17 protein-coding genes are annotated in these 22,853 nt (G+C 70.1%); 11 read left to right on the forward strand and 6 right to left on the reverse strand.

The annotated features are described in order from the left end of the window. Positions 1-20: 20 nt before the first annotated feature. A complete protein-coding gene (gene rpsA, locus STRTUCAR8_RS35130) occupies positions 21-1,526 on the reverse strand; it encodes a 30S ribosomal protein S1 (protein WP_006381002.1) in 1,506 nt (501 codons plus the stop codon). Between the two features lie 321 nt (positions 1,527-1,847). Here rpsA and STRTUCAR8_RS35135 point away from each other — a divergent pair, with 321 nt between their 5' ends. After that, positions 1,848-2,723, forward strand: coding sequence for a class I SAM-dependent methyltransferase (locus STRTUCAR8_RS35135; protein WP_006381012.1), 876 nt, complete (start codon positions 1,848-1,850; stop codon positions 2,721-2,723). Between the two features lie 72 nt (positions 2,724-2,795). Next, complete coding sequence (gene hrpB, locus STRTUCAR8_RS35140) at positions 2,796-5,321, forward strand: ATP-dependent helicase HrpB (protein WP_006381013.1); 2,526 nt, start codon at positions 2,796-2,798, stop codon at positions 5,319-5,321. Here the strand turns inward: hrpB and pgfA are convergent. The 3 genes from pgfA to STRTUCAR8_RS35150 all read right to left on the reverse strand — a co-directional run bounded on the left by pgfA (position 5,311) and on the right by STRTUCAR8_RS35150 (position 8,408). Next, positions 5,311-6,303, reverse strand: coding sequence for a cell envelope lipid trafficking protein PgfA (gene pgfA, locus STRTUCAR8_RS35145; RefSeq protein ID WP_006381006.1), 993 nt, complete (start codon positions 6,301-6,303; stop codon positions 5,311-5,313). The genes hrpB and pgfA overlap by 11 nt on opposite strands. 30 nt (positions 6,304-6,333) lie before the next feature. Further along, on the reverse strand, positions 6,334-6,468 hold the full coding sequence (locus tag STRTUCAR8_RS52190; RefSeq protein ID WP_006381014.1) for an SPW_0924 family protein: 135 nt from the start codon (positions 6,466-6,468) through the stop codon (positions 6,334-6,336). Between the two features lie 173 nt (positions 6,469-6,641). Further along, positions 6,642-8,408, reverse strand: a complete 1,767-nt coding sequence (locus STRTUCAR8_RS35150) for a lytic transglycosylase domain-containing protein (RefSeq protein ID WP_006381011.1) — start codon at positions 8,406-8,408, stop codon at positions 6,642-6,644. Positions 8,409-8,838: 430 nt separating this feature from the next. Here STRTUCAR8_RS35150 and STRTUCAR8_RS35155 point away from each other — a divergent pair, with 430 nt between their 5' ends. Continuing rightward, the gene (locus STRTUCAR8_RS35155) at positions 8,839-9,777 is read left to right on the forward strand and encodes a DUF4184 family protein (RefSeq protein WP_006381005.1); all 939 of its coding nucleotides are present in this window, start codon (positions 8,839-8,841) and stop codon (positions 9,775-9,777) included. Here the strand turns inward: STRTUCAR8_RS35155 and STRTUCAR8_RS35160 are convergent. Beyond that, on the reverse strand, positions 9,756-10,082 hold the full coding sequence (locus STRTUCAR8_RS35160) for a hypothetical protein (RefSeq protein ID WP_044473440.1): 327 nt from the start codon (positions 10,080-10,082) through the stop codon (positions 9,756-9,758). The two genes, STRTUCAR8_RS35155 and STRTUCAR8_RS35160, sit on opposite strands and share 22 nt — an antisense overlap. Positions 10,083-10,374: 292 nt before the next feature. Then, a complete protein-coding gene (gene polA / locus STRTUCAR8_RS35165; RefSeq protein WP_006381010.1) occupies positions 10,375-13,101 on the reverse strand; it encodes a DNA polymerase I in 2,727 nt (908 codons plus the stop codon). Between the two features lie 186 nt (positions 13,102-13,287). Between polA and STRTUCAR8_RS35170 the strand changes: the two genes are divergently transcribed. The 8 genes from STRTUCAR8_RS35170 to STRTUCAR8_RS35205 all read left to right on the forward strand — a co-directional run bounded on the left by STRTUCAR8_RS35170 (position 13,288) and on the right by STRTUCAR8_RS35205 (position 22,828). Further along, on the forward strand, positions 13,288-15,567 hold the full coding sequence (locus STRTUCAR8_RS35170) for an FdhF/YdeP family oxidoreductase (protein ID WP_006381009.1): 2,280 nt from the start codon (positions 13,288-13,290) through the stop codon (positions 15,565-15,567). A gap of 70 nt (positions 15,568-15,637) precedes the next feature. After that, positions 15,638-16,102 carry a PaaI family thioesterase gene (locus STRTUCAR8_RS35175; protein WP_006381001.1) on the forward strand — a complete coding sequence of 155 codons (465 nt, stop codon included), beginning with the start codon at positions 15,638-15,640 and terminating at the stop codon, positions 16,100-16,102. Positions 16,103-16,187: 85 nt separating this feature from the next. Further along, a complete protein-coding gene (locus tag STRTUCAR8_RS35180) occupies positions 16,188-16,973 on the forward strand; it encodes a hypothetical protein (protein ID WP_006381000.1) in 786 nt (261 codons plus the stop codon). Positions 16,974-17,083: 110 nt separating this feature from the next. Continuing rightward, complete coding sequence (locus tag STRTUCAR8_RS35185) at positions 17,084-18,301, forward strand: branched-chain amino acid ABC transporter substrate-binding protein (protein WP_044473441.1); 1,218 nt, start codon at positions 17,084-17,086, stop codon at positions 18,299-18,301. A 140-nt stretch (positions 18,302-18,441) separates the two neighbouring features. Further along, a complete protein-coding gene (locus STRTUCAR8_RS35190) occupies positions 18,442-19,371 on the forward strand; it encodes a branched-chain amino acid ABC transporter permease (protein WP_006381007.1) in 930 nt (309 codons plus the stop codon). A 5-nt stretch (positions 19,372-19,376) separates the two neighbouring features. Continuing rightward, positions 19,377-21,236, forward strand: a complete 1,860-nt coding sequence (locus tag STRTUCAR8_RS35195; protein ID WP_044473444.1) for a branched-chain amino acid ABC transporter permease — start codon at positions 19,377-19,379, stop codon at positions 21,234-21,236. 6 nt (positions 21,237-21,242) lie between these two features. Further along, positions 21,243-22,115, forward strand: a complete 873-nt coding sequence (locus tag STRTUCAR8_RS35200; RefSeq protein ID WP_006380999.1) for an ABC transporter ATP-binding protein — start codon at positions 21,243-21,245, stop codon at positions 22,113-22,115. Further along, a complete protein-coding gene (locus STRTUCAR8_RS35205) occupies positions 22,112-22,828 on the forward strand; it encodes an ABC transporter ATP-binding protein (protein WP_006380998.1) in 717 nt (238 codons plus the stop codon). The genes STRTUCAR8_RS35200 and STRTUCAR8_RS35205 overlap by 4 nt, the downstream gene beginning before the upstream one ends. Positions 22,829-22,853: the final 25 nt, after the last annotated feature.

Consider the following 22,853-nt stretch of genomic DNA (forward strand, 5'->3'; position numbering starts at 1 on the left):
CTATGCCTCAGCGGCAGCGATCAGCTCTGGCCACCGGCCAGCTTCTCGCGGAGCGCCGCAAGGGCCTCGTCCGACGCCAGGGCGCCGGACGTGTCGTCCGACTCCGAGGAGTACGAGCCGCCGCCACCGCCGGAGGCGGCCGGAGCCGCACCCGTGGTGCTGGTGCCCTCGGCCTCCGCCTGAGCGTCGGCCTCGCGGGACTTGATGACCTGAGCCTGGTGCTGCTCGAAGCGCTGCTGCGCCTCGGCGTACTGGTTCTCCCACACCTCGCGCTGGGATTCGAAGCCCTCGAGCCAGTCGTTGGTCTCGGGGTCGAAGCCCTCGGGGTAGATGTAGTTGCCCTGGTCGTCGTACGACGCGGCCATGCCGTACAGCGTCGGGTCGAACTCGACCGAGGCCGGGTCGGAACCGAAGGACTCGTTGGCCTGCTTCAGGGACAGCGAGATCCGGCGACGCTCGAGGTCGATGTCGATGACCTTGACGAAGATCTCGTCGTTGACCTGGACGACCTGCTCCGGGATCTCCACGTGGCGCTCGGCCAGCTCGGAGATGTGGACCAGACCCTCGATGCCCTCGTCCACGCGGACGAACGCACCGAACGGAACGAGCTTCGTGACCTTACCGGGGACGACCTGACCGATCTGGTGCGTCCGGGCGAACTGCTGCCACGGGTCTTCCTGCGTCGCCTTCAGCGACAGGGAGACACGCTCACGGTCCATGTCGACGTCGAGGACCTCGACGGTGACTTCCTGGCCGACCTCGACAACCTCGGAGGGGTGGTCGATGTGCTTCCAGGAGAGCTCGGAGACGTGCACGAGACCGTCGACGCCACCCAGGTCCACGAAGGCACCGAAGTTGACGATCGAGGAGACGACGCCGGAGCGGACCTGACCCTTCTGCAGGGTCGTGAGGAACGTCTGGCGCACCTCGGACTGGGTCTGCTCGAGCCAGGCACGGCGGGACAGGACCACGTTGTTGCGGTTCTTGTCCAGCTCGATGATCTTCGCCTCGAGCTCCTTGCCCACGTAGGGCTGGAGGTCGCGGACTCGACGCATCTCGACGAGGGAGGCCGGCAGGAAGCCACGGAGGCCGATGTCGAGGATGAGACCACCCTTGACGACCTCGATGACGGTACCGGTGACGATGCCGTCCTCTTCCTTGATCTTCTCGATGGTGCCCCAGGCGCGCTCGTACTGGGCGCGCTTCTTCGAGAGGATCAGGCGGCCTTCTTTGTCCTCCTTCTGGAGAACAAGGGCTTCGATCTCGTCGCCGACCTTGACGACCTCGTTCGGGTCGACGTCGTGCTTGATCGAGAGCTCACGGCTCGGGATGACACCTTCGGTCTTGTAACCGATGTCGAGGAGAACCTCGTCCCGGTCAACCTTGACGATGACGCCGTCGACGATGTCACCATCGTTGAAGTACTTGATCGTCTCGTCGATAGCGGCGAGGAATGCTTCCTCGTCACCGATGTCGTTGACCGCAACCTGCGGAGTGGTGGCGGTGATCTCGGTGCTGCTCGTCATGTGGGAAAGGGCTCCGGTACGGACAGAGAGTCGTAGGTACTGCTTGCGCCGGGAGCCCGTTTCGCTCTGCAGAAGGCCGGACAGCCAAGGAAGCGCCACACCGGGACCCGAAGATCCGGTGGCGCCTCGACAACCGAGGGGACATACATACAGATGCGAGCGCAACCTGCTACGTCTGAGGTGCGCAGGCCCGCAGCGCAACTTGTAGCATACGGGGGCAGCCGGGCAGGGTCAATGCGCGAAGGCGCACACCCGGGGCGGATCACCGCATACCCGGCACAAGACGTGTCCCAGGAGGCCACGAGGGCGTGATGACGCCCCATGGGTGACGGCCGCCGGGGACAGGTCCGGGGGAAGAGCCCGCACACTAATACGAGGGAGCCGATCATCCAAGAGCCCGAATCGTCCGAGCCGGAGGCCACCCGGCGGTCCGCCGGAGTCACCGAGAGCTCCCGGGCCAACCGGGGCTGGTGGGACCGGAACGCGGACGACTACCAGAACGAGCACGGCACCTTCCTCGGCGACGACCGTTTCGTCTGGTGTCCCGAGGGCCTCGACGAGGTGGAGGCCGAACTCCTCGGCCCGGCCGAGGACCTCAAGGGCAAGGACATCCTGGAGATCGGCGCCGGCGCGGCCCAGTGCTCACGCTGGCTGGCAGCCCAGGGCGCCCGTCCGGTGGCCCTGGACCTCTCCCACCGTCAGCTCCAGCACGCCCTGCGGATCGGCGGCGGCGTCCCTCTGGTGGAGGCCGACGCGGGCGCCCTGCCCTTCGCGGACGGCTCCTTCGACCTGGTGTGCTCGGCCTACGGGGCCATGCCCTTCGTCGCCGATCCGGTGCTGGTCCTGCGCGACGTGCGCCGGGTGCTGCGCCCGGGCGGACGCTTCGTCTTCTCGGTGACGCACCCGGTCCGCTGGGCGTTCCCCGACGAGCCCGGCCCCGAGGGCCTGTCCGTCTCGGGTTCGTACTTCGACCGCACGCCGTACGTCGAGCAGGACGACGACGGCAACGCGGTGTACGTCGAGCACCACAGGACGATCGGCGACCGCGTCCGGGACGTCGTCGCGGGCGGTTTCCGCCTGGTCGACCTGGTCGAGCCGCAGTGGCCGGCCTGGAACACGTCCGAGTGGGGCGGCTGGTCCCCGCTGCGCGGCAACCTCATCCCCGGGACGGCGATCTTCGTCTGCGAGCGCGACTGAGACGACCGACGTCGAAAGCGCCCTCCACGCACGCGTGGAGGGCGCTTTGCGTGGACGTACGACACTGGGGGCGTGATCCGTAACGACGCCCTGGACGTCCTGCCCGTACGCGGCGCCCTGCCCGACCTGACCGACGCGCTCGACGCGCACGGCGCCGCCGTCCTCGTGGCGCCGCCCGGGACCGGCAAGACGACGCTGGTGCCGCTGGCGCTGGCGGGGCTGCTGGAGGCCGGCGGGCCGGTGCGGCGGGTCGTGGTCGCGGAGCCGAGGCGGATCGCCGCGCGGGCGGCGGCCCGGCGGATGGCGTGGCTGCTGGGCGAACAGGTCGGCGGGAGCGTCGGATACACCGTGCGCGGAGAGCGGGTGGTCGGGCCACGCGCGCGCGTGGAGGTCGTCACGACCGGTGTGCTGCTGCAACGGTTGCAGCGGGACCAGGAGTTGCCGGGCGTCGACGTCGTCGTGCTCGACGAGTGCCACGAACGGCATCTGGACGCCGACACGACGGCGGCGTTCCTCGTCGACGTACGGGCGGCGCTGCGCCCCGAACTGCGGCTGGTGGCGGCGTCGGCGACGACCGACGCCGAGGGCTGGGCGGGGCTGTTGGGGGGCGCGCCGGTGGTCGAGGCCGCGGGTGCGTCGTATCCGGTGGAGGTGGTGTGGGCACCGCCGACGCGTGCTGTCCGGCCGCCGCACGGTATGCGCGTGGACCCGGCGTTGCTGACGCATGTGGCGTCGGTGGTCCGGCGGGCGCTGGCCGAGCGGGCGGGGGACGTCCTGTGTTTCCTGCCCGGCGTCGGGGAGATCGCGCGCGTGGCGGGCCAGTTGCGGGATCTCGGGCCCGCGGTGGAGGTGCTCCAGGTGCACGGGCGGGCACCGGCGGCGGTGCAGGACGCGGCGCTGTCGGGCGGGGCGGGCCGCCGGGTGGTGCTGGCGACGTCCGTGGCGGAGTCGTCGCTGACGGTTCCCGGGGTGCGGGTGGTCGTGGACTGCGGGCTGGCACGGGAGCCGAGAGTGGACCACGCGCGCGGGCTGAGCGCGCTGACGACGGTACGGGCCTCGCAGGCTGCCGGTCGGCAGCGGGCGGGGCGGGCGGGGCGGGAGGCGCCTGGGGCGGTGTACCGCTGCTGGGCGGAGGCCGAGGACGCGCGCCTGGCGCGTTTTCCGTCTCCCGAGATCAAGGTGGCCGACCTGACGGCGTTCGCCCTCCAGGCGGCCTGCTGGGGCGATCCCGACGCCTCCGGGCTGGCGTTGCTGGATCCGCCGCCGGGCGGTGCGATGGCGGCGGCCCGGGCGGTGCTGACGGCGATCGGTGCGGTGGACGGGGCGGGGCGGCCCACTGACCGGGGTGTGCGGATGTCCCGCCTCGGCCTGCACCCCCGGCTGGCCCGGGCCCTGCTGGACGCGGCGCCCGTGGTGGGCGCGGCCAGGGCCGCCGAGGTGGTCGCGCTGCTGAGCGAGGAGCCGCCCCGGGAGTACGGCGACGATCTGGCGGCGGCCTGGCGTGCGGCCCGGCGCGGGAACGACGCGTACGCGGCCCGCTGGCGGACGGAGGCCCGCAGGCTGCGCTCGGCGGCGCCGGATGCCGTGCGTCAGGAGTCCGCCGACGGCTCCGCCGCGGCTGCCGGGGACGACCGTGCGGTCGGGCTCGTCGCCGCGCTCGCCTTCCCTGAGCGGGTCGCCAGGGCTCAGGGCGGTTCGTATCTGATGGTGTCCGGTACCCGGGCCGAGGCCGGTGACGGTTCGGCGCTGCGGGGCGCCCCCTGGATCGCGGTCGCCGTGGCGGACCGGCCGGTCGGGGCCGGGCACGCGCGCGTACGGCTCGCCGCCACCGTCGACGAGGACACCGCGCGGTCGGCGGCCGGCGCCCTGCACGCCACGGGCGAGGAGGTCCACTGGGCGGACGGGGACGTCGTCGCCCGGCGGGTCGAGCGGCTCGGGGCGGTCGAGCTGGCGGTGCGTCCGCTGCGCGACCCGGACCCCGTACTCGTACGCGAGGCGCTGCTTGAGGGCCTCCGGCGGGACGGGCTCGGGCTGTTGCGGTGGTCCGCGGACGCCGGGACCCTCCGGCAGCGGCTCGCGTTTCTTCATCTGCGACTGGGCGATCCATGGCCCGACGTCTCCGAAAACGCTCTCCACGCGCGCGTGGACGCATGGCTGGAGCCCGAGCTGAGCCGGGCGCGGCGGCGGGCCGACCTGGGGCGGATCGAGGCGGGGCAGGCACTCCACCGGCTTCTGCCGTGGGCCTCCGGGGAGGCCGGGCGTCTGGACGAGCTGGCGCCCGAGCGGCTGGCGGTGCCGAGCGGGTCCAGGATCCGGATCGACTACTCCGATCCCGAACGGCCCGTGCTCGCCGTGAAGTTGCAGGAGATGTTCGGACTGCGGGAGTCGCCCGCCGTGGCCGGGGTGCCGATCGTCGTCCATCTGCTGTCGCCCGCCGGGCGGCCCGCCGCCGTCACCGCCGACCTCGCCTCTTTCTGGAAGGACGGCTACAAGGGCGTCCGTGCCGAGTTGCGCGGCCGGTATCCGAAGCATCCGTGGCCCGAGGACCCGGCGACCGCCGAGCCGACCCGGCACACGAACGCGCGGCTCAGGCGGTGACCGGCTCGGGGGCGGAGGTCTCCGTGGGGACGGGGTCGGCGGGCCTGCGGCCGCGGGCCTCCAGCCAGAGGGCGAGGGCCAGCAGGAGCACGCCCAGGGTCAGGAAGCCCCAGGGGAGGTACGACGTCAGCAACAGGACCAGTACTCGCTGGGACTTGACGAGGGCGACCGTCGACTCGATGTAGTCCTCGCGCATTTTCACGTGCCCGGAGAAGGCTGTCACCTTGTCGCGTCCCCTCAGGAGAGCGCCTCCGCGCAGTTCCTCCTGGTGGATCTCCTCGCCGTAGACGGGCGCTCCGGTGACGGGTTCCACCCAGAACTTGCGGACCGTGGTGTACCAGCGGGTCATACCGGTCGCGGCGACCGTCTCCGCGGTGACGCCCTTGATCGGCAGGTCCTTGGGGAAGGGAACCTTCGTCCACGGAATGGTCTGCTCGAAGTAGTAGACCGGGACGCCGCGGAAGTTCCGCGTGCCCTTGTAGTGGATGGGGGCGGTCACCCTGGCCTGCGCGTCGAAGTACTCGTAGTCCCGTTTCTCCGTCAGGAAGGGCCACTTGAACTCGATGCCCTCCCGTTTCACCGGGTCGCCGTCGACCATTTCTCCGGTGGCGTGCACGGGTTCCTGGCTGTGCGCGTCGAAGATGTAGCGCTCGGGGATCTTCGAGACCATTTTCCCGTCGGGTCCCTGGACGTAGGAGAGTCCGTCCCAGACGACCACGTCCCGCCCCGCCGTCTTCTCGATCTTCTCCGATGCTTCGACGTTGCCCTTGAGGGTCTGCACGATGGTGACCTTGGAGACCTTCTTGGCCTGGAACGAGTCGTAGTCGAGAAGGGTCGCGTCCTTCGCCTCCAGGACCATGTCCGTGTACTGGTTCGCCGGGACCTTGGCGAGGCGCGGGAAGGCGTACCAGCGCATCAGCGGGGACAGCGCCGCGAAGAACACGGCGAGGGCGAGCAGGATCAGGCCGGACTTTCGGCGCATCTCGGCCTCCCTCCCAATGAGGTACGGCGGCTACGGATGTGACGGGACGGTCGTGAGCAGCGGCTTCGGGGACGTCGTGCCCGTCGGCGAGCCCAGGGCCGTGATCGTGAGGACGAGCGCGAACGCGAGGGCGAGGCCGGTCGCGGCGGCGATCAGGGCTCGCATAGGGGGCCTCCCCGGCTGCCGACAGTTAGCTGATGGGGTGTCAGGTCGGGGCACGGTAGCAACGGTCGGCCGAGATGAGAACAACTCGTACGCAGGAAAGCGGCACCCCTCGCCGTGAACGGGGTGCCGCTGTCCTGCGTATGAACGTGTGACGACTGGGCCGGTACGACGACCTACGCGCTCGGGGACGCGGAGGCCGAGGGGTCGGCGGACTCGGTCGGAGCCGTCGATCCCGCCGATTCCGTCGGGGTGGGTGCCGCTGTCACCGTCAGTTCGACGGCCAGGGTGGCGCCGCCGGTGGTGGTGATGCGGAGCAGGAAGGTGCCGGCAGTGTCGTCCGCGTACAGCTTGGGCAGTTTGAGCAGGCCGTTCGCGTCCGTTTCGAGCCCGGTCAGGGTGCGGACCGTCTTGCCGTCCGCGCCCTTGAAGTAGGGGCCCTTGGTGTTCACGGTCGCGTCGTCCGCCGAGGTGACCAGGGTCGCGGTGGCCGCGACCTTGTCCGCGAGGGCGCCGTCGTAGGTCGCCTTGACCTCGACCTGGTCGGCGAACTCGCCGCCCGCCACGCAGGTGAGCGCGGTGGTGCCGGTGCGGGCGAGGGTGTCGGCGGCGCGGGCGGTGACGGTGGCCGTGTAGTCGACGCCGGTGACCGTACGGCCGACGACGATCGCGCGGACCGTGAAGTCGCCCGTCTTCTCGCCCGCCTTGAGCGTGGGCGCGACGGCGACTCCGGTGCTGCCGGTGACGACCGTGGCGACGCTCTCGCCGCCGGTGAAGGTGGTGTCGGTGTCGCCGACGATCGTGAAGCGGATCCTGACCTTGCCGACCGCCTTGCCGGCCGAGGTCTCCGCGCGGGTGCTGATCCTCTTGGTGAACGCGTCCCCCGCCATCGCGGTGAGCTTGGCGGTCCCCGCGTCCTCCAGGTGGTCCACCGTGTCGGTGGGCGTGGGGGTGGGCACCGGGGTCGGGGTCGGCACGGTGGGTTTGCCCGGCTTCGCCGGGCCCGGGGTGCTCGTCCCCGGCCTGCTCGGGCCGGGGCTCGGCGTCGTGCCGGCCGGCGACGGAGTGGGGCGCGCGCCGGAGTTGCCGCCGCCGCTGTTCACGGGCAGCGTGCCCGTGCCGTCCGGAACCTCGTGGATGCCCTTGCGGTAGTACTCCAGCCACGACAGGACGAGGTTCAGGTACTCCGTCGAGTTGTTGTAGCTGAGGATCGCCCGGTTGAGGTCGGCCTGCGTCGACAGGTCCCAGCCGAACCGGCACAGGTAGTGGCCGGCGGCGAGGGCCGCGTCGTAGACGTTGTTCGGGTCCTTCTTGCCGTCACCGTTGCCGTCGCGGCCCGCCCACGTCCAGGTGGACGGGATGAACTGCATGGGCCCGACGGCGCTGTCGTAGCTGCTGTTGCCGTCGTACGCGCCGTTGTCGGTGTCCTTGATGAGCGCGAAGCCGTTGCCGTCGAGCTGCGGGCCGAGGATCGGGCTGGTCGTGGTGCCGTTCGCGTCGACCCTGCCGCCACGGGCCTGGCCGGACTCAACCTTGCCGATGGCCGCGAGAAGCTGCCAGGGAAGGTTGCAGCCGGGCTTGGCCGTGGCCAGCGCCGTCTCGGCCTTCTTGTAGGCGTCGAGGACGGTCGCGGGTATGCCGGCCTCGGCCTCGCCGCGCGAGACGGGCGTGCCTATGACCGACGACTGCTCCGGGCTCGGACTGGGGTTCGGACTGCGGAGCGGTGGAAGGTCCGTGTAGTACGGCGGCGAGTTGCCGGTCGCGCTCGCCTGGTCGTCAGCCGTTGCCTCCGACGTGGGCTGGGAGTCACTGGCGGTCCGTCTGCCCTGGTCGTCGACCGTCGCCCCCGGAGCCTGGGACGCGGACAGAGCCGCGACCGCGAGCGCGGCCACCGCGGTCGTCGCCGCCCCCTTGCGGAGCCTCCTGCCGATGTACGCCGCCATACAGAGAACCCCTCCCGTGGGCGACAAGTCGCCCTGTTCCGCTTGTTTTCGCCCGGTCCCGGCCGATCTCGACCCGTCCCGACCGATCTCGGTCAGCCTTGCAAATCGGCCATTTCGCCCGATTTCACGCCTTGTTCGTGCGTTACGCCTTCGTTGCGCCGCCGTGTTCGTCCATGCTCCCCAGCAGACCGACCCAGGCGACCCTACGACAACTTGTGTTGCGCGAACACCCGTTCGTGCCCGATATTCACCGATTGGCCAACTGTGATTCTGCCGCGTCGCACGGACCCGGGTGGCCCGCATGCGGCTTTCCCCGCACCTCCACTACTGACTCGTAACCCCCGCCGCAGGTTGTAGCCGTCCCGCATACTGGACGCCGGTGATCGCCGGGACGGTTCGCCCTCGCCAACATCCGCTCCAGGGAGCCCTTTTGCCGTTCACTCTCAGCCACGCGGCGGCCGTACTGCCCGCCGTACGCGCCGACGGAACCGGACGCGGCCGACTGATACCGGCGGTACTCGTCGCCGGCTCCTTCTCTCCCGACCTGACCTATTTCGCGGCGAGCGTCCTTCCCCGGGCGATGGAGTTCGGCGAAGTCACCCACTCCTTCCCGGGCGTCTTCACGGTCGACGTGGTCGTCGCCTGGGCGCTGGTGGCCCTGTGGCTGTTCCTGCGCGAGCCGCTGGTGGCCCTGCTGCCACGCGCCGGGCAGAACAGGACGGCGGCCCTGCTGCGCTGCGGCACACCCCGCGCGCGCGTGACACCGTCCCTGGCGCTCCGGTGGTACGCCTCGGCCGCCTTCGGCGCCCTCACCCATGTCGTCTGGGACGCGTTCACTCACCACGACCGGTGGGGGGTTCGGCTGTTCCCCGTCCTCGACAGCGGCCTGCGGGGCTCGCCTCTGTACTGGTACCTGCAGTACGGCAGTTCGGCGCTGGCCGCGGTGGTCATCGCGGGGTTCGTGTACTACGCGCTACGGCGGACCGGCGCGGGCGAACCGACGGGCGTGCCGGTGCTGTCGGTACGGGACCGGTGGCTGGCCTGCGCCGTGATCGGCGGCTGCGCGGCGGTGGGCGCGGTACAGCGCGTGCTGCGCTGGTGGTCGCACTGGGGTGGGCAGGCAAAGCTCTGGGAGGTGATCCCGACGCTGTGCTTCGGAGTCGGTGCTGGTCTGCTGACGGGGCTGGTCCTGTACGCGGCGGGTGTCAGGGCCTGGCGCCCCGGGAAGCGGACGGGGGCTCGTGCCGCTGAAGGGCATCATCTCCGTACAGAAGACCATGCAGGAGACCCCTCAGCAGGCCGTGCAGAAGGTCGTTCAGCAGGTCTCTCGGTGGAGGAGACCCGGGATCACGCCGGCGGGCGGGCCTGAGGGCGTACGGGTTCCCGCTGACCGCCGCGGAGCGGGCGGCGCAGCCAGTCTCGGCCCCAGCCGGCCCAGAGGCGCCAGGTCAGGGCGCGGCCGGACACCGGCAGTCCGAAGCGTGGCCCGAGGTGGGCACGGCGGGTGCGGGGGCGCGGTGCGAGCGCGCGCCGGAGGGCTTCCGCACGGCGTCCGAGGGGTTCGGCCACTGGGCTGCTGCCGGGAATGCGGGCGGTGCTCGCGTCGGCCGCGAATGCCGGTACCGGGGAGGGCCGCGTGGGGGCCGTCCGGCGGATGAGCGTGCGTATACCCATGCCCGCATCCTGTCGGGCGGGCCCAGACGAGGCGTGTTCGCGAGGGCCACTCGGGTGACGGCCCCGGCCCGCCTGCCCGCCCAGTCGAGGGCTTCGCCCTCCCCGCCCGCCGACGGGCTCACCCCACGGCCGGCGGGTCGGCGCTTCCCTGCGGGCGGCCGGGTGCTGGATCGCGCCCGGTTGTCAGGCGTGTGGGCCTGGGTCGCGAAGGCGCGCGTGGCCCAAGCCCACGCACCGCCCGCCACCCCGCAGCCGACGAACCGCCCGCTCGACCCCGCACCCGGCGGAGCCGCTAGTGCGCGGCCGACTCCCAGTCGAGACCCGAACCCACCGACACGTCCAGCGGGGCCCGGAGGGTCACCGCGCCCGCCATCTCGCGGCGGACCAGTTCCTCCGTCGCCTCACGCTCGCCCGGGGCGATCTCCAGGACGATTTCGTCGTGGACCTGGAGCAGCATGCGGGACTTCAGCTTCGTCTCCTCCAGCGCCCGGCCCACGTTCAGCATGGCGATCTTGACGATGTCCGCCGCTGTGCCCTGGATCGGGGCGTTCAGGGCCATGCGCTCGGCCATCTCGCGGCGCTGACGGTTGTCGCTGTTCAGGTCGGGGAGGTACCGGCGGCGGCCGAACAGGGTCTCCGTGTAGCCCGTCGCCCGTGCCTCGTCGACCGCCCGGCGCAGATAGTCCCGTACGCCGCCGAAGCGTTCGAAGTACGTGTCCATCAGGCCGCGTGCCTCGCCCGCGTCGATGTTCAGCTGTCCGGACAGGCCGAACGCCGAGAGACCGTACGCCAGGCCGTACGACATCGCCTTGATCTTGCGGCGCATCTCCGCGTCCACCGCCGAGCGGTCCACCGCGAACACCTGGGAGGCGACCGTGGTGTGCAGGTCCTCACCGGACGTGAACGCCTCCAACAGGCCCTCGTCCTCAGAGAGATGGGCCATCACCCGCAGTTCGATCTGGCTGTAGTCCGCGGTCATCAGCGACTCGAAGCCCTCACCGACCACGAACCCGCGGCGGATGGCGCGGCCCTCGTCCGTACGGACCGGGATGTTCTGGAGGTTGGGGTCCGTGGAGGAAAGCCGGCCCGTCGCCGCCACCGTCTGGTTGAACGTCGTGTGGATACGGCCGTCCGCCGCGATCGTCTTGATCAGGCCCTCGACAGTGACACGCAGTTTCGCCTGCTCGCGGTGGCGAAGCATGATGACCGGCAGTTCGTTGTCCGTCTGCGCCGCGAGCCACGCCAGGGCGTCCGCGTCCGTCGTGTAGCCCGTCTTGGTCTTCTTCGTCTTCGGCAGGCCCAGCTCCCCGAAGAGGACCTCCTGAAGCTGCTTGGGCGAACCGAGGTTGAACTCGTGGCCGACCGCCGCGTGCGCCTCCTTCACCGCCTGCTGCACCGCGCCCGCGAACATCTGCTCCATGGCTTCCAGATGGGCCCGGTCCGCCGCGATGCCGTGCCGCTCCATGCGGGCCAGCAGTGCCGACGTCGGCAGCTCCATGTCCCCCAGCAGATCCGCCGCGCCGACCTCCTGGACGCGCTCGCGGAACGCCTCGCCCAGGTCGACGATCGTACGGGCCTGCACCATCAGGGAATCGGCCTCCGCACCCTCGTCCGTACCGAAGGCCAGCTGGCCGTCCGCCGTCGCGGCGGGCGCCAGTTCACGGCCGAGGTACTCCAGGGACAGCGCGTCCAGGTCGAAGGAACGCCGGCCCGGCTTCACCAGGTACGCGGCGAGGGCCGTGTCCATGTTCACCCCGGCCACGGTCCAGCCGTGCTCCGCGAAGACCCGCATCGCGCCCTTGGCGCTGTGGAACACCTTGGGCCGCTCCGCGTCGGCAAGCCAGGCCGCGAACGCGTTCTCGTCGGCCTCGTCCAGCTCCGCAGGGTCGAACCAGGCAGCCGCTCCCCCGGCCGCGGCGAGCGCGACCTCGGCGACCGAGCCGCTGCCCAGCGCCCAGGTGTCGACCGTGGCGACGCCGAGCACCTGTGTGCCGTGCTCGGTGAGCCAGGGGGCCAGCTCGCCCGCGCCGAGCACCGTCCCGTCCACCTCGACGCCGCCCTCGGCCACCGGTCCGGCCTCGACCTCCTCGGCGCCCGGGTCGACGGCCAGCAGCCGCTCGCGCAGCGAGGGGTTGCGGATCTCCAGGGTGTCGAGAACCACGGCCACCGCCGTACGGTCGTACGCCGCCCGCTCCAAGTCCGTGACCCTCTTCGGGAGTTCGACGTCCCGGACCATCTCCGTGAGCCGGCGGTTGAGCTGCACGGCCTCCAGGTGGTCACGCAGGTTCTGCCCGACCTTGCCCTTGACCTCCTCGACCCGCTCGACCAGTTCCGCGAACGACCCGAACTGGTTGATCCACTTCGCGGCCGTCTTCTCACCGACCCCCGGAATGCCCGGCAGGTTGTCGGACGGGTCGCCGCGCAGCGCCGCGAAGTCCGGGTACTGGGCGGGCGTCAACCCGTACTTCTCGAAGACCTTCTCCGGGGTGAACCGGGTCAGTTCGGAGACGCCCTTCGTCGGATACAGGACCGTCGTGTTCTCGGTGACCAGCTGGAAGGAGTCCCTGTCGCCGGTGACGATCAGCACCTCGAAGCCCTCGGCCTCGGCCTGCGTGGTCAGCGTGGCGATGACGTCGTCGGCCTCGAAGCCGTCGACGGCGAACCGCTCCGCGTGCATCGCGTCGAGCAGCTCGCCGATCAGCTCGACCTGGCCCTTGAACTCGTCCGGCGTCTTCGACCGGTTCGCCTTGTACTCCGTGAACTCCTCGGAGCGCCAGGTCTTGCGGGACACGTCGAACGCCACCGCGAAGTGCGTGGGCGCCTCGTCGCGCAGCGTGTTGGCGAGCATCGACGCGAAGCCGTAGATCGCGTTCGTCGGCTGGCCCGTCGCCGTCGTGAAGTTCTCCGCGGGCAGCGCGAAGAACGCGCGGTACGCCAGCGAATGCCCGTCCATGAGCATCAGCCGGGGACGGCCCGTGCCGGAGGTCTTCTCGGTCTTCTTCGATGCTTTTTCTGCCACGACCCCGATCCTGCCACGTGCCACTGACAACGCGGGCCGCCCGGGCCGCCCAGGGCGCCCCAGGACCCACTACGCCGTTGTCGCTGCCCCGTGCGAGGATCGAACAGGTGGCACATACGCAGGCGAACCATGCGCACGCCCACCACGCGCAAGCGGAGACACACGTGCAAGCGAAGGGGCTCAGCCATGGCCAGCAAGCCGCCCAAGAGTGATCCGGTCCAGGACGCGCCGCAGGTCGCCGACCCCAAGCACGCCGCGGCAGGCCTGCCCGCCATCGGCCACACCCTGCGCATGGCCCAGCAGCAGATGGGCGTCCGCCGCACCGCGCTGACCCTCCTGCGCGTCAACCAGAAGGACGGCTTCGACTGCCCGGGCTGCGCCTGGCCCGAGCCCGAGCACCGGCACGCCGCGGAGTTCTGCGAGAACGGCGCGAAGGCGGTCGCCGAGGAAGCCACCCTGCGCCGCGTCACCCCGGAGTTCTTCGCCGCCCACACCGTGACCGACCTGGCCGGCCGCAGCGGCTACTGGCTGGGCCAGCAGGGCCGCCTCACCCACCCCATGTACCTGCCCGAGGGCGCCGACCGCTACGAACCCGTCTCCTGGGACCGCGCCTTCGACATCGTCGCCGAGGAGCTGAAGGCCCTCGACTCTCCGGACGAGGCCCTCTTCTACACCTCGGGCCGCACCAGCAACGAGGCGGCCTTCCTCTACCAGCTGTTCGCCCGCGAACTGGGCACGAACAACCTCCCCGACTGCTCGAACATGTGCCACGAGTCATCGGGTTCCGCGCTCAACGAGACCATCGGCATCGGCAAGGGAAGCGTCCTCCTGGAGGACCTCTACAAGGCCGATCTGATCATCGTCGCCGGCCAGAACCCCGGCACCAACCACCCCCGGATGCTCTCCGCCCTGGAGAAGGCGAAGGCGAACGGCGCGCGGATCATCAGCGTCAACCCGCTGCCCGAGGCCGGCCTGGAACGGTTCAAGAACCCGCAGACCCCCCAGGGCATGATCAAGGGCGCGGCCCTCACCGACCTGTTCCTGCAGATCCGCATCGGCGGCGACCAGGCCCTCTTCCGCCTCCTCAACAAGCTCGTCCTCGACACCGAGGGCGCGGTCGACGAGGACTTCGTCAACGAACACACCCACGGCTACGAGGAGTTCGTCGAGGCGGCCCGCGCCGCGGACTGGGACGAGACCCTCACCGCGACGGGCCTCACGCGCGCTGAGATCGAGAAAGCCCTCGCCATGGTGCTGGCCTCCGAGCGCACCATCGTGTGCTGGGCGATGGGCCTGACCCAGCACAAGCACTCCGTGCCGACCATCCGCGAAGTGGTCAACTTCCTTCTCCTGCGCGGCAACATCGGCCGCCCCGGCGCCGGCGTGTGCCCGGTGCGCGGCCACTCGAACGTGCAGGGCGACCGCACGATGGGCATCTTCGAACGCCCCGCGCCCGCCTTCCTGGACGCCCTGGAGAAGGAGTTCGGCTTCGCCCCGCCCCGCGAACACGGCTACGACGTCGTACGGGCCATCCGCGCGCTGCGCGACGGCGACGCGAAGGTCTTCTTCGCCATGGGCGGCAACTTCGTCTCCGCCTCCCCCGACACGGAGGTCAGCGAGGCGGCCATGCGCCGCGCCCGCCTCACCGTGCACGTGTCGACGAAGCTGAACCGCTCGCACGCCGTCACGGGCGCGCGTGCGCTGATCCTGCCGACGCTCGGCCGTACCGAGCGCGACCTGCAGGGCAGCGGCGAGCAGTTCGTGACGGTCGAGGACTCCATGGGCATGGTGCACGCCTCCCGGGGCCGCCTGGACCCGGCGAGCACGCATCTCCTCTCCGAGCCGGCCATCGTCGCCCGCCTGGCCCGGCGGGTCCTGGGCGAGGAGTCCCGCACGCCCTGGGAGGAGTTCGAGAAGGACTACGCCACGGTCCGTGACCGCATCGCGCGCGTGATCCCGGGCTTCGAGAACTTCAACGCGCGCGTGGCCGACCCGGCGGGCTTCGCGCTCCCTCATGCCCCGCGCGACGAGCGCCGCTTCCCGACGGCCACCGGCAAGGCCAACTTCACCGCCGCGCCAGTCGAGTTCCCCAAGCTCCCCGAGGGCCGTCTGCTGCTGCAGACCCTGCGCTCGCACGACCAGTACAACACCACGATCTACGGCCTGGACGACCGCTACCGGGGCATCAAGAACGGCCGCCGGGTCGTCCTGGTCAACCCCGAGGACGCGAGGACCCTGGGGGTCGCGGACGGGTCGTACGTCGACCTCGTGAGCGAGTGGAAGGACGGCGTGGAGCGGCGGGCGCCCGGGTTCCGGATCGTGTTCTACCCGACAGCGCGGGGCTGCGCGGCGGCCTACTACCCGGAGACCAACGTCCTGGTCCCGCTGGACGCCACCGCCGACACCAGCAACACCCCGGCCAGCAAGTCCGTGGTCGTGCGTCTGGAACAATCGGCCACCGACTGAGCGTTTGCTCAGTGGACGAGGACACAGGCGTGCGGACGCCGCACCGATCACCACGAACGGAGCCGGGCCCATGGGCGAGCAGCAGCACGTGAAGTTCCCGCAGCACGTCATCGACGAGTACACGGCACTGGGCATCGACGTGATCGCCATGTTCTCCGCGGGCCACCTGGGCAACCGGATGGGCGTGCAGATCGTGGAGGCGTCGGCCGACCGGGTCGTCGGCACGATGCCCGTCGAGGGCAACACACAGCCGTACGGGCTGCTGCACGGCGGCGCTTCCGCGGTGCTGGCCGAGACCCTCGGGTCGGTCGGGGCGATGCTGCACGGGGGCAGCGCGAAGATCGCCGTCGGCGTGGACCTGAACTGCACCCACCATCGCGGGGCCCGCTCCGGCCTGGTCACCGGCGTGGCCACACCGGTGCACCGGGGGCGCTCGACAGCGACGTACGAGATCGTGATCACGGACGAGGCCGACAAGCGCGTATGCACGGCGCGCCTGACGTGCCTGCTGCGGGACGCGCCCGCGGCGGGATGACGCCGTCCCCCTCGGCCCCCGCGCCCTTACCCGTCCCGCCCCCTGGCGGGACGGGCGGCTACCGTTCCCCCATGAGGCTGCGACCATGACCGGCATCGGCCCCGTCGAGCCCGTCAACTCGCCGGACGCGCAAGAGACTTACGAAGTCATCGGTGCCGACACACCACGCCTCGCAGAACGCTGGCAGGCCCTGTCGCCACGCGCCCGCAGAGCCGCTGTCGGCGCCGCCGCACTCGGCGCCACGGCAGCCGCGGTGATCGCCCTGCTGCCCCCCGAGCCGTCCGCCCCCGCCCGCACCCTCGTCGCCATGCCCTGGCCCGCCGACGTCACCACGTTCCGGTACACAGGACTCGCCGCGACCTTCGACTCCGCACCCGCCAACGGCCTGTTCCGGTTCGCGGTGACCGTACACAGCGGACCACCTGTGACCGTGCGCGTCATCGGCACCGGACTGGACGGTCTCGCCGCCCGCATCTCACCCGCGGAGACCTCCACCGTCGACGCCGGGACCACCCGGCGGATCACCGTCCAGATATCCGTCGTCGACTGCGCCGTCCACCCTCTCGACGCGGACCTGCCATTTCTTGACGTAACGCTGCGTAACACTCGCGCAATACAGCATCATCGTTTCGCCTTCGCCGCCACCTACCCCGACGACCTCTCCCAGCTCGTCCGGGCCGCCTGCAGCCCTTTGCCCGCACGGCCAAGCCCAAGGGCAACGGGAAGTGCAGATTCTCAAAATGTGGACTACGGACAGTTTCGGCCAAACGCCCCGAGACCACACTCCCCCAAGCCATACCAACCGGCACGTCATAACAAGAAAGTCACAAGCCAGCCCACCGAGATGCCCCCACCTATGGACCGGGCTTAGAGTCACGGCCAGTCACCGCTCCACCGGGAGTTCGGTACCAGCGCCGCATACGTCGCATCCCCCAGGGGACGGCACGCCTGCGGAAAGGACTGATTGTGCGACAGCGTTCTTTGGTGATTCTCACCTCCATTCTCACCACCGGAGCTCTGACCCTCACCGCGTGTGGCTCCCGTGACGACAGCGGTGACGGCGACAGCGGTGACACCACCCTGACCATCGGCGTCGACGCGCCCCTGTCCGGTGAGAACTCGACCACCGGCCTCGGCATCCAGTACGGCGTCCAGATCGCCGTCGACGACGCCAACAAGAACAACCTCGTCCCCGGCGTGAAGTTCAAGGTCAAGGCCCTCGACGACAAGGCCCAGCCCGCCACCGGCCAGTCCAACGCCACGGCCCTCGTCGGCGACGACAACGTCGTCGGCGTCGTCGGTCCCCTGAACTCCGGCGTCGCCCAGACGATGCAGCAGGTGTTCGAATCGGCCAACATGGTCGAGATCTCCCCCTCGAACACCAACCCGACCCTGACCCTGGGCAAGGACTGGCAGACGAACAAGCAGCGCCCGTACAAGACGTACTTCCGTACGGCCACCACGGACGAGCTGCAGGGCACCTTCGCCGCCCAGTACGCGTACACCGACCTGAAGAAGAAGAAGGCTTTCGTCGTCGACGACAAGCAGACCTACGGCGCCGGCCTCTCCGGCATCTTCAACGAGCAGTTCAAGAAGCTCGGCGGCACCATCGCCGGCACCGACCACGTCAACACCGGCGACAAGGACTTCGGCTCCCTCGTCACCAAGATCAAGACCTCCGGCGCCGACATCCTCTACTACGGCGGCCAGTACGACGAGTCCTCGCTGATCACCAAGCAGCTCAAGGACGCCGGCGTCAAGATCCCGCTCTTCGGCGGCGACGGTATGTACGCCACCACCTACATCGAGACCGCGGGTGCCGCCGCCGAGGGCGACCTCGTCACCTCCGTCGGCGTCCCCGTCGACACCCTGGCCGGCGCGAAGGCGTTCGTCGCCGAGTACAAGGCCAAGGGCTACAAGGGTGACTACGGCGCCTACGGCGGCTACTCCTACGACGCCGCCACCGCCATCATCAGGGCCGTCAAGGCCGTGAAGGACGCCAACGACGGCAAGGTTCCCGACACCAAGGACCTGCGCTCCAAGGTCGTCGACGCGGTTCAGAAGTCCGACTTCGAAGGCATCACCGGCAAGGTCTCCTTCGACGAGTACGGCGACACGGGCAACAAGCAGCTCACCGTCTACCAGGTCGTGAAGGGCGCTTGGAAGGCCGTCCACACCGGTACGGCCAACGCCAGCTGAGCACCTGACCAGCTGATCCAAGCCCAGCACAGCACCACGGGCCGCGCGGCAGGACGACCCCGACCGCGCGGCCCGTTGTCACACCCCACCCCCGGCACGTATCCAGTGCACACGACCACCAGCGACATGGAGGCCACGCGGTGAACACCCTGCCGCAGCAGCTGGCCAACGGGCTGCTCCTCGGCTCGATGTACGGGCTGATCGCCATCGGCTACACGATGGTGTACGGCATCGTCCAGCTCATCAACTTCGCGCACGGCGAGATCTTCATGACCGGGGCCTTCGGCGCCCTCACGGTCTATTTCTACGTCCTTCCCGACAACACCGCGATGATCATCGCGGTGCCCCTGATGCTGATCGGCGGCGCCATCGTCGCCATCCTCATCGCCGTCGGAGCGGAACGGTTCGCCTACCGGCCACTACGCGGAGCACCACGACTGGCGCCGCTCATCACGGCCATCGGCCTCTCCCTGGCCCTCCAGGAGGTCGTCCGCAACTTCTACCCGGACGCCGACCGGGCCCGCGCCTTCCCCGGCCTCGACGCCACCCACGACATCGGCTCCATCACCATCAAGGACGCCGACATCTTCCTCATCGTCGCCGCCATCGTGTGCATGTCCGGCCTCGCGCTCTTCGTCCGCCGCAGCCGCACCGGCCGCGCCATGCAGGCCACCGCGCAGGACCCCGACACCGCGCAGCTGATGGGCATCGACACCAACCGCATCATCGTCATCGCCTTCGCCATCGGCGGCTTCTTCGCCGCCGTAGCCGCCCTCGCCTACGGCCTCAAATACGGCAACGTCGACTACCGCATGGGCTTCCTGATGGGCCTCAAGGCCTTCACCGCCGCCGTCCTCGGCGGCATCGGCAACATCTACGGCGCCATGCTCGGCGGCATCGTCCTCGGCGTCGCCGAGACCCTCGCCTCCGCCTACATCGACGGCATCCCCGGCATGCAGCAGCTCGGCGGCCAGGGCTGGGCCAACGTCTGGGCCTTCGCCCTCCTCATCATTGTGCTGCTCGTCAGGCCACAGGGCCTGCTCGGCGAACGCGTCGCGGACAGGGCGTGAACACCATGACCGACCTCTCCAAAACGGCACCCGCTCCCGAGCCGGGCCTCATCCCGCTGCCGGCCACCGCGGCCCGCGCGCTCACCCTCGTCGGCGGCATCGCGACCGCGGCCTCCGCCTTCCTCGCCTGGACCTGGACCTCCGAGTTCCCGGGCGACCTCACCATCTCGGGCTACCCCGGCGGACTCCAGTGGCTCACCTTCACCGGTGGCCTCCTGATCACGCTCTTCGCCCTCGCCGGCTACGGGATCCGCGGCCTCGGCTGGCTCCTCCCCGGCGGCAACAACGGCCCCACGGTCCTCACCGCCCTCGGAGCCTTCGGCACCACCTGGTTCACCGTCATCGCGATCACCGTCAACCTCGACGGCCTCGTCAACCTCGAACCAGGCGCATACGTCGCCGCCGTCGCCTCCCTCCTCGCGGTCATCGGCGCCTTCGCGCTCCCCTCCGGAGCCGGCGAGACCAGCAACGCGAAAACAGCCTTCGACGCCGGACTGCGCAAGGGCGGCATCGCCTCCCGGACCCGGATCGTCATCGCCACCCTCAAGGGCCTGGCCGCCTACATCGGCAAGCCCGACCGCATCCCCGCACCGCAGGCCCTCTCCCCCTGGGTCGAGCGCGCCGTCATCACCGCCGTCACGGCGGTCGGCCTCGGCGTCTTCACCTACGGCATCGACACCGAGTACGGCGAGCTGTTCATCGGCTACCTCATCCTCGTCGTGTTCACCATGTGGGCCCTCCACTCCGCGGGCCTCACCGACCGCTTCTCCCGGCTCGTGGCCCACCACCGAGGCTTCACCCTCGCCATGGGCTTCGCCGCCGCGATCGCGTTCCCCTTCACCCAGACCGACGACCACTACGCCAACATCGGCGTCAACATCCTGATCTTCGGGACCGTCGCACTCGGCCTCAACATCGTCGTCGGCCTCGCCGGCCTCCTCGACCTCGGATACGTCGCCTTCCTCGGCGTCGGCGCCTATACCGCCGCCCTCGTCTCCGGCTCCGAGTTCTCCAAGTTCTCCGGCGTCCAGTTCCCCTTCTGGGCAGCCGCGCTCTCCGGCGCCGCCGCCTCGCTCCTCTTCGGCGTCCTCATCGGCGCGCCCACCCTGCGCCTGCGCGGCGACTACCTCGCCATCGTCACCCTCGGCTTCGGAGAGATCTTCCGCATCGCCGTCAACAACATGGACGGCGTCTCCGGCCCCGACATCACCAACGGCCCCAACGGCATCCCCTCCATCCCCGACCTCGACTTCTTCGGCTTCAGCTTCGGCGAATCCCACGACGTCGCCGGATTCACCCTCGGCCGGTTCGCCAACTACTACCTGCTCATGGTCCTGATCATGGCGATCGTGGTCCTCGTCTACACCCGCGCCGCCGACTCCCGTATCGGCCGCTCCTGGATCGCCATCCGCGAGGACGAGACCGCCGCCACCGCCATGGGCATCAACGGCTTCCGCGTCAAGCTCATCGCCTTCGCCCTCGGCGCCTCCCTCGCTGGCCTCGCCGGCACCGTCAGCGCCCACGTCACCTACAGCGTGGTCCCCACCCCGTACCAGTTCGCCGGCTCCACACCGCCCAACTCGGCGTTCCTCCTGGCCGCGGTGGTCCTCGGCGGCATGGGCACGGTCGCGGGCCCCCTCCTCGGCGCCGCACTCCTCTACCTGCTCCCCGAGAAGCTCGTCTTCCTCCAGGACAAGTCGCTGCTCGCGTTCGGCATCGCCCTGATCGTCCTCATGCGCTTCCGCCCCGAGGGCATCATCGCCAACCGCCGCCGCCAGCTCGAATTCCACGAGACCGGCCAGCTCGACGTACCCGACCCGCACACACTCGCCGACGATCCGGCCGTCACCAAGGCGGGGGCGTAACCGACCATGACCACATCCACACCCACCCCCGTACTGGAAGCCCGCAACGTCACCATGCGCTTCGGCGGCCTCACCGCCGTCCGCTCGGTCGACTTCACGGTCAACTCCGGTGAGATCGTCGGACTGATCGGCCCCAACGGCGCCGGCAAGACCACGTTCTTCAACTGCCTGACGGGCCTCTACGTCCCGACCGAGGGCACCGTCTCCTACAAGGGCACGATCCTCCCGCCGAAGCCCCACCTGGTCACCCAGGCGGGCATCGCGCGCACCTTCCAGAACATCCGCCTGTTCTCCAACATGACGGTCCTGGAAAACGTCCTCGTAGGCCGCCACACCCGCACCAAGGAAGGCCTCTGGTCCGCCCTCCTGCGCGGCCCCGGCTTCAAGAAGGCCGAACGGGCGAGCGAAGAACGCGCCATGGAACTCCTGGAGTTCATCGGCCTCGCCCACAAGCGGGACCACCTCTCCCGCAACCTCCCCTACGGCGAACAGCGCAAGCTGGAGATCGCGCGCGCACTCGCCTCCGAGCCGGGCCTGCTCCTGCTCGACGAACCGACGGCCGGCATGAACCCCCAGGAGACGCGGGCGACCGAGGAACTGGTCTTCGCCATCCGCGACAAGGGCGTCGCCGTCCTCCTCATCGAGCACGACATGCGCTTCGTCTTCAACCTGAGCGACCGCGTCGCCGTCCTCGTCCAGGGCGAGAAACTCGTCGAAGGCACCTCCGAGGTCGTCCAGGCCGACGAACGCGTCATCGCCGCCTACCTCGGCGAACCCTTCGAGGGCGACCCCGGCCAGGCAGAAGCCGCCGAGGTCGAGGCCGCCGAAGCCGCCACCGACGCGACAAGCACCACCAGCACCAAGGGAGAAGGCCAGTGACCGCACTCCTCGAAGTCGAGGACCTCAGGGTCTCCTACGGCAAGATCGAAGCCGTCAAGGGCATCTCCTTCAGCGTCGAAGCCGGCCAGGTCGTCACCCTCATCGGCACCAACGGCGCCGGCAAGACGACCACCCTGCGCACCCTCTCCGGGCTGCTCCAGCCCACCGCCGGCAAGATCCTGTTCGACGGCAAGCCGCTCAACGGCGTCCCCGCGCACAAGATCGTCTCCCTCGGACTCGCCCACTCCCCCGAGGGCCGGCACATCTTCCCCCGCCTCACCATCGCCGAGAACCTCCAGCTCGGCGCCTTCCTCCGCAAGGACAAGGAAGGCATCGAGAAGGACATCCAGCGCGCCTACGACCTCTTCCCCATCCTCGGGGAACGCAGGAAGCAGGCGGCCGGAACCCTCTCCGGCGGCGAACAGCAGATGCTCGCCATGGGCCGCGCCCTGATGTCCCAGCCCAAGCTGCTCATGCTCGACGAGCCCTCCATGGGCCTCTCCCCGATCATGATGCAGAAGATCATGGCCACCATCGTCGAACTCAAGTCCACGGGTACGACGATCCTGCTGGTCGAGCAGAACGCCCAGGCCGCCCTCTCCCTGGCCGACCAGGGACACGTCATGGAGGTCGGCAACATCGTCCTCTCCGGCACCGGCCAGGACCTCATCCACGACGAGTCGGTCCGCAAGGCGTACCTCGGCGAGGACTGAGTCCTTCGCCGGTATGACGGCATGA

The organism is Streptomyces turgidiscabies Car8 (genome assembly GCF_000331005.1).
Classification (GTDB): Bacteria; Actinomycetota; Actinomycetes; order Streptomycetales; family Streptomycetaceae; genus Streptomyces; species Streptomyces turgidiscabies.

What these genes read in the sequence shown, in the direction of transcription:
- STRTUCAR8_RS52190 (WP_006381014.1), bottom strand. Translation starts at nt 6,468, where the DNA reads ATGCGAGCCCTGATCGCCGCCGCGACCGGCCTCGCCCTCGCGTTCGCG.
- STRTUCAR8_RS35200 (WP_006380999.1), top strand. Translation starts at nt 21,243, where the DNA reads ATGACCACATCCACACCCACCCCCGTACTGGAAGCCCGCAACGTCACC.
- STRTUCAR8_RS35135 (WP_006381012.1), top strand. Translation starts at nt 1,848, where the DNA reads ATGGGTGACGGCCGCCGGGGACAGGTCCGGGGGAAGAGCCCGCACACT.
- STRTUCAR8_RS35175 (WP_006381001.1), top strand. Translation starts at nt 15,638, where the DNA reads ATGGGCGAGCAGCAGCACGTGAAGTTCCCGCAGCACGTCATCGACGAG.
- STRTUCAR8_RS35160 (WP_044473440.1), bottom strand. Translation starts at nt 10,082, where the DNA reads ATGGGTATACGCACGCTCATCCGCCGGACGGCCCCCACGCGGCCCTCC.
- rpsA (WP_006381002.1), bottom strand. Translation starts at nt 1,526, where the DNA reads ATGACGAGCAGCACCGAGATCACCGCCACCACTCCGCAGGTTGCGGTC.
- STRTUCAR8_RS35180 (WP_006381000.1), top strand. Translation starts at nt 16,188, where the DNA reads ATGACCGGCATCGGCCCCGTCGAGCCCGTCAACTCGCCGGACGCGCAA.
- STRTUCAR8_RS35195 (WP_044473444.1), top strand. Translation starts at nt 19,377, where the DNA reads ATGACCGACCTCTCCAAAACGGCACCCGCTCCCGAGCCGGGCCTCATC.
- pgfA (WP_006381006.1), bottom strand. Translation starts at nt 6,303, where the DNA reads ATGCGCCGAAAGTCCGGCCTGATCCTGCTCGCCCTCGCCGTGTTCTTC.
- STRTUCAR8_RS35150 (WP_006381011.1), bottom strand. Translation starts at nt 8,408, where the DNA reads ATGGCGGCGTACATCGGCAGGAGGCTCCGCAAGGGGGCGGCGACGACC.
- STRTUCAR8_RS35170 (WP_006381009.1), top strand. Translation starts at nt 13,288, where the DNA reads ATGGCCAGCAAGCCGCCCAAGAGTGATCCGGTCCAGGACGCGCCGCAG.